Below are 5,853 nucleotides of genomic sequence, written 5' to 3'. Positions count from 1 at the left end.
GCCTTCGATGATCGCGTTCATGATCGCGGGCGAGGCGGGGGCGATCGGCTCCTGCCCGGCGATCATGAACGCGATCATCTAAGGCCTGCATCGCGAATACAGGATCGAGCACATCGACATGCCCGCAACCCCCGAGCGGGTGTGGATGGCGATCCGCGAGCACGAAAGGCTGCACCGGCTCTAGCCCGTAGGATGGGTTGAGCGCAGCGAAAACCCATCACCCCCGCGCCGGCCGTGATGGGTTTCGCTGCGCTCAACCCATCCTAAGACACCACTTTTGGAATACCCGTCGTCAGCCGGGGTTCATGCCTTTGTTGCACATTAGTCCTAGTCGAATTCTAGAAAAGGAAGGTCTTGATGAAATACGCATTTCTCGTCGCCGGTGTCCTGGCGCTCGGTATCGGTGCCGTTTCGGCCCAGCAGGACATCGTCAAGGACCGCCAGGCCCAGATGAAGGCCACCGGCCGCGCCTTGGGCGGCACGCTCAGCGCCATGGCCAAGGGCGACAAACCCTATGATCAGGCCGCCGTGGATGCCGCCTTCGCGACCCTGACCGAGACCGCGACCAAGCTGCCGGCGCTGTTTGCGGACAGCACCAAGGGCCTGAAGGAAGGCACCGAATATTCGACCTCGCCGAAGGTGTGGGACGACAAGGCCGGCTTCGCCGCGCATGTCGCGGATTTCAGCAAGGCGGTGTCCGAGACCAAAGGCAAGGTGAAGGATCTCGACAGCCTCAAGGCCAATGTCGGCGCCATTGGCAAGCAATGCGGCAGCTGCCACGAGACGTATCGGCTGAAGAGCTAAAGCTCTGCCCTCATCCTGAGGAGCGGCCATCGGCCGCGTCACGAAGGATGGTCGTGCACGCAACTCATGGTTCGAGACGGCGTTCTCAAGAGCGAACGCCTCCTCACCATGAAGGCGGAGTTTCAGCGCAGTGGTTTTATCTTCCAGAGTGACAGGCTTTCGCGTGCTGAAACGCTTTCTCATCCTTTTCGCATTCTTCTTCGCCATCGGCCTAAGCGTCTATTGGTGGCTGACGATCCCGGCAACCGTTGCGGCCAGCACCTTGCCGGCACACACGCCCGATGTCGCCAATGGCAAGACCGTCTTCAATGCCGGGGGCTGTGCGTCATGCCATGCGACGCCCAAGCAGGATGACAAGCTCGCCCTCGGCGGCGGACTGCCGCTGACCTCGCCATTCGGCACCTTCTACGCCCCGAATATCTCGCCCGATCCGACTGCCGGCATCGGCCGCTGGAGCGAGGCGGATTTCGTCACGGCGCTGCTGAAGGGCACTTCGCCAAAGGGTGAGCACTACTTTCCTGCTTTTCCCTACACGTCCTATCAGCGGATGACCTCCGCCGATGCACGCGATCTGTTCGCCTATATCAAGACCCTGGCGCCGGTGACGACAAAGGCGCCGGATCACGATGTCGGTTTCCCATTCGATCTGCGCCGCAATCTCGGCGTCTGGAAATTCCTGTTTCTCGACGGCAAGCCCTTTGTCGCGGACAGCGCAAAATCCCCGCAATGGAATCGCGGCGCCTATCTGGTGAACGCGCTCGGTCACTGCGCCGAGTGCCACAGCCCGCGCAACGAAATCGGCGGCATCGTCGAGAAGCAGCGCTTTGCCGGCGGTCCAAATCCCGAAGGGCAGGGCTGGGTGCCCAATATCACCCAGAAGGGCCTCAAGGACTGGAGCGAGAAGGATCTCGCTTATTTCCTCAAGACCGGCGAGACGCCGGAAGGCGACACGGCGGGCGGCTCCATGGCCCCGGTGATCCGCAACACCGCGCAGCTTAGCGACGAGGATCGGGCGGCGATGGCGGCCTATCTGAAGTCACTGCCGGCGGTGGAAGGGCCTCCGAAGCCCGCGAAGAAGGGCTGAGGCTCAACCGGGCACACGCGATTGTCATCCTTCGCGAAAACGGAGGATCCAGTAAGCGGCGGCCTCTCGGCCCTATCGCCAGCGGCGTTGTCTACTGGACCACCCGCTTTCGCGGGTGGTGACAGCCAGAGAAGGGGTGTCGTTCCCACTGTGCTCTCCCACGCATGGAAACCCGCCAAGCCATGTCCCCGTGGTGGTTTTCGTGCGTCTGCTCACGTGATTGTGTGCTGCAGCATTTGCCGACCGGCGATTCCCTGCAATTTTGATCTCCTGCTCCCCATGAACATCTTCAAAGCCGTGTCGCTGAAAGTCGCCAGCACCATGGCCTTTGCCCTCATGGGCGCGCAGGGGCGCTATCTCGGCAGCGCCATTCCGCTCGGCGAAATCGTGTTTTGCCGCGGCCTTTTCGCGCTGATCCCCATCGTGCTGTTCTTCGGCTGGCGCGGCCAGCTGCGCGGCGCGTTGCAGACCGATCGGTTCTCCGCCCATCTCGTCCGCGGCTCGTTCAGCGTGATCGGCACCTTCTGTACTTTCGGCGCCTTGGCCCGCCTGCCGATTGCGGATGTCACTGCCATCGCCTTCATCGCGCCGCTGATCACCGTGGTGTTCGCCGCGCTGTTCCTGAAGGAGAAAGTGCATGTCTATCGCTGGTCGGCGGTGGGTGTGGGCTTTTCAGGCGTCATCCTGATGCTGTCGCCGTATTTCCACAATCACGCAGCGCTCGATGGCGCGATGATGGTTGGCCTGTTCCTGGCACTGATGAATGCCTTCACGGCTGGTGGTGCCACCATCCAGATCCGCCGTCTCACGGCAACCGAGTCGTCGGCCTCAATCGTGATCATCATGACGCTAATCGTGATGGCTGCATCGCTGGTGACGGCGCCGTTCGGCTGGCGCTGGCCGACGGGCTTCGAGCTTGCCTTGCTCATCGGCATCGGCATTGCCGGTGGCCTGGGCCAGATGCTGTTCACCGAAAGCTATCGCTATGCGCCGGCATCTTTTCTCGCGCCGTTCGATTACACGGCGATGCTGTGGGCCTTCATGCTCGGCTTCTGGATGTTCGGCGAAGTGCCGACCATCTATGTCGTCATCGGCGCGGTGATCGTTGCCGCGGCCGGCATCTTCGTGATCCTGCGCGAGCGGCATCTCGGCCTCAAGCGTCTGCGTGACACGCCGATGTCACCGATATCGGCCATGGCCGATGATGAAGCCGATCCCGACGCGCCCGTGACGGTACTCGGCAAGAAGCGCTAGCTTCGCCGAAATGCTGCGGTGCACACTCGTCGCGAGCTGCGGCATTTTTGAATTTGGAACATGCACAAACTGGCGGGCCTTGCTCCTGCCATGCGACTGCACTTAAATGCAGGTCGTCGCAACACGCGACATCCCGTGCATGGCGGGCCCGATTGGCGGAATGATCGCGCAAGGATGCTTGCCGCGCAGGCCGCTGTCCCACACGACCTGTCTGTACTGGCGCTCAACAAAAACGCTTCCGCAATTCAAAGAGGTTACCAATGGTCAACCGCCTGCAATTCTACATCGACGGCGCTTGGGTCGATCCCGCCGTCAAGAAGTCGACGCCCGTCGTCAATCCGGCGACCGAAGAGGCGATGTATGAAGTTGCGCTCGGCTCCAAGGCCGATGTGGACAAGGCCGTCGCCGCCGCCAAGCGCGCCTTCGAGACCTTCTCGCAGACCACCCGCGAAGAGCGCATCGCGCTGCTCGAAAAGATCATCACCGCCTACAAGGCCCGCATCAAGGATATCGGTGCATCCGTTTCCGACGAGATGGGCGCACCGCTGCCGATGGCCGAGCGCCTGCAGGCCGGCGCCGGCCTCGGCCATCTGACCGCAACCCTCGACGTGCTCAAGACCTATGCGTTCGACGAGAAGCACAACCAGGCCGTCATCACCAAGGAGCCGATCGGCGTCGTTGGCATGATCACGCCGTGGAATTGGCCGCTCAACCAGATCGCCTGTAAGGTCGCGCCCGCAATCGCTGCCGGCTGCACCATGATCCTGAAGCCGTCGGAATTCACGCCGACCTCGGCGCTGATCTTCGCTGAAGTCATGCACGAAGCTGGCGTGCCGAAGGGCGTGTTCAACCTCGTCAACGGCCTCGGCCCAGAGGTCGGCGTCGCCATGAGCGAGCACCCGGATATCGACATGGTGTCGTTCACCGGCTCGACCCGCGCCGGCATCGACGTTGCCAAGCGCGCTGCCAACACCGTCAAGCGCGTCAGCCAGGAGCTTGGCGGCAAGTCGCCGAACGTGATCCTCGAAGGCGCCGACTACGTGAAGGCCGTCACCGGCGGTGTCGCGCACATGTTCAACAATTCCGGACAGTCGTGCAACGCGCCGAGCCGCATGATCGTGCCGCAGGGCGCGATGAAGGAAATCGCCGCCATCGCCAAGGCCCAGGCCGACAAGACCAAGGCCGGCGATCCCCGTGCCGATGGCACCGTGATTGGCCCGGTGGTCAATCGTGGCCAGTGGGACAAGATCCAGGGCCTGATCCAGAAGGGCATCGACGAAGGTGCCACGCTGGTCGCCGGCGGCCCCGGCCTGCCGGAAGGCGTCAACAAGGGCTTCTATGTCCGCCCGACGATCTTCGCTGACGTCACCGAGAACATGACCATCGCGCGCGAGGAAATCTTCGGGCCGGTGCTCGTGATCATGGGCTCCAAGGACGAAGCCGATGCACTCCGCATCGCCAATGACACGCCCTATGGTCTCGCCGGCTACGTCTCGGCCGACACGATCGAGAGCGCCCGCAAGTTCGGTCGCCGCATCCGTGCCGGTAACGTCAATCTGCAGGGCGCCCCGAACGACCGCACCGCGCCGTTCGGTGGCTACAAGCAGTCCGGCAACGGTCGTGAATGGGGTAAGCATGGCCTCGAGGACTTCCTCGAAGTGAAGGCCATCGCAGGCTACGACGCGGCGTAAGACCGCGTTTCGAAGCGCAAGCTTCGTGACTGAAAACGCCGGGGCGAAAGCTCCGGCGTTTTTGTTTGTAGGATGGGTAGAGCGGAAGCGCGAAGCGCTGGAGCGAAACCCATCGGCGGAGCTTGCCGCAATCGACGGAATGATGGGTTTCGCTGCGCTCAACCCATCCTACAATTCCGCGCTATCCTCCCAGCGCCCCCTGCGTGTTCACATATACCGCATAGATCGACTGGCTCGATGCCATGAACAGCCGGTTGCGCTTGCGGCCGCCGAAGGCGAGATTGGCGCAGCGCTCGGGCAAAGCGATCCGCCCGATCGGCGCGCCATCCGGTGCGAAGATCATCACCCCATCAAGCTCCTGCGTTCCCATGCCCCAGCCGCACCACAGATTGCCGTCGATATCGCAGCGCATGCCGTCGGGCGTGCCCGGTCCGGCATCGATGGCGATGCGCTTGTTGTGCAGCGTCTTGCCGTCGGGGGCGACGTCATAAGCAAGGATCTTTCGCGTCGGCACGCCGCGCGACTCGACCACATAGAGGATGCTTTCATCCAGCGAGAAGCACAGCCCGTTCGGCGCGAGAATGTCGTCGGCAACGATGCTCGCCTGCAGCGTCTCACCATCGATGCGATAGACGTTCTGCCCGATCTCCGACGGCGCCTTGTCGCCTTCATAGTCGCTCATGATGCCGAAAGCGGGATCGGTGAACCAGATCGAATTGTCGGACTTCACCACCACGTCATTCGGTGAGTTGAGCCGCTTGCCCTCGAAGCGATCCATCAGCACCGTGATGCTGCCGTCATATTCGGTGCGGGTGATGCGGCGGCCGTGTTCGCAGGTGATCAGCCGTCCCTGCCGGTCGCGCGTATTGCCATTGGCATAATTGGAGGGCCTGCGGAAATCGCTGACAGCGCCGGTCTCTTCATCCCAGCGGATGATGCGGTTGTTGGGAATGTCCGAGCACAACAGATAGCGGCCATCGCCGAACCAGACCGGCCCTTCCGCCCAGCGCAGGCCGGTGG

At 62.5% G+C, this 5,853-nt stretch carries 5 protein-coding genes and 1 pseudogene; 5 read left to right on the top strand and 1 reads right to left on the bottom strand.

The annotated features are described in order from the left end of the window. The 5 genes and pseudogenes from ACIQ2A_RS25330 to ACIQ2A_RS25310 all read left to right on the top strand — a co-directional run. A pseudogene (locus ACIQ2A_RS25330) lies at nucleotides 1–184 on the top strand (hypothetical protein); the annotation flags it as partial. Between the two features lie 173 nt (nucleotides 185–357). After that, entirely contained in the window at nucleotides 358–804 is a 447-nt protein-coding gene (locus tag ACIQ2A_RS25325; RefSeq protein ID WP_398484723.1) for a c-type cytochrome, read from the top strand. A 163-nt stretch (nucleotides 805–967) separates the two neighbouring features. Continuing rightward, entirely contained in the window at nucleotides 968–1,888 is a 921-nt protein-coding gene (locus ACIQ2A_RS25320) for a c-type cytochrome (RefSeq protein ID WP_398484721.1), read from the top strand. A 279-nt stretch (nucleotides 1,889–2,167) separates the two neighbouring features. After that, nucleotides 2,168–3,142, top strand: coding sequence for a DMT family transporter (locus ACIQ2A_RS25315; RefSeq protein ID WP_398484719.1), 975 nt, complete (start codon nucleotides 2,168–2,170; stop codon nucleotides 3,140–3,142). Between the two features lie 260 nt (nucleotides 3,143–3,402). Beyond that, complete coding sequence (locus ACIQ2A_RS25310; protein ID WP_398484717.1) at nucleotides 3,403–4,833, top strand: aldehyde dehydrogenase family protein; 1,431 nt, start codon at nucleotides 3,403–3,405, stop codon at nucleotides 4,831–4,833. Nucleotides 4,834–5,014: 181 nt separating this feature from the next. Here the strand turns inward: ACIQ2A_RS25310 and ACIQ2A_RS25305 are convergent. Further along, nucleotides 5,015–5,853 (bottom strand): SMP-30/gluconolactonase/LRE family protein (locus ACIQ2A_RS25305; RefSeq protein ID WP_398484715.1); only part of this gene is annotated, 839 nt, incomplete at its 5' end.

The organism is Tardiphaga sp., assembly GCF_044336785.1.
GTDB lineage: Bacteria > Pseudomonadota > Alphaproteobacteria > Rhizobiales > Xanthobacteraceae > Tardiphaga.
This window is presented reverse-complemented; position numbering and strand designations above follow the sequence as displayed.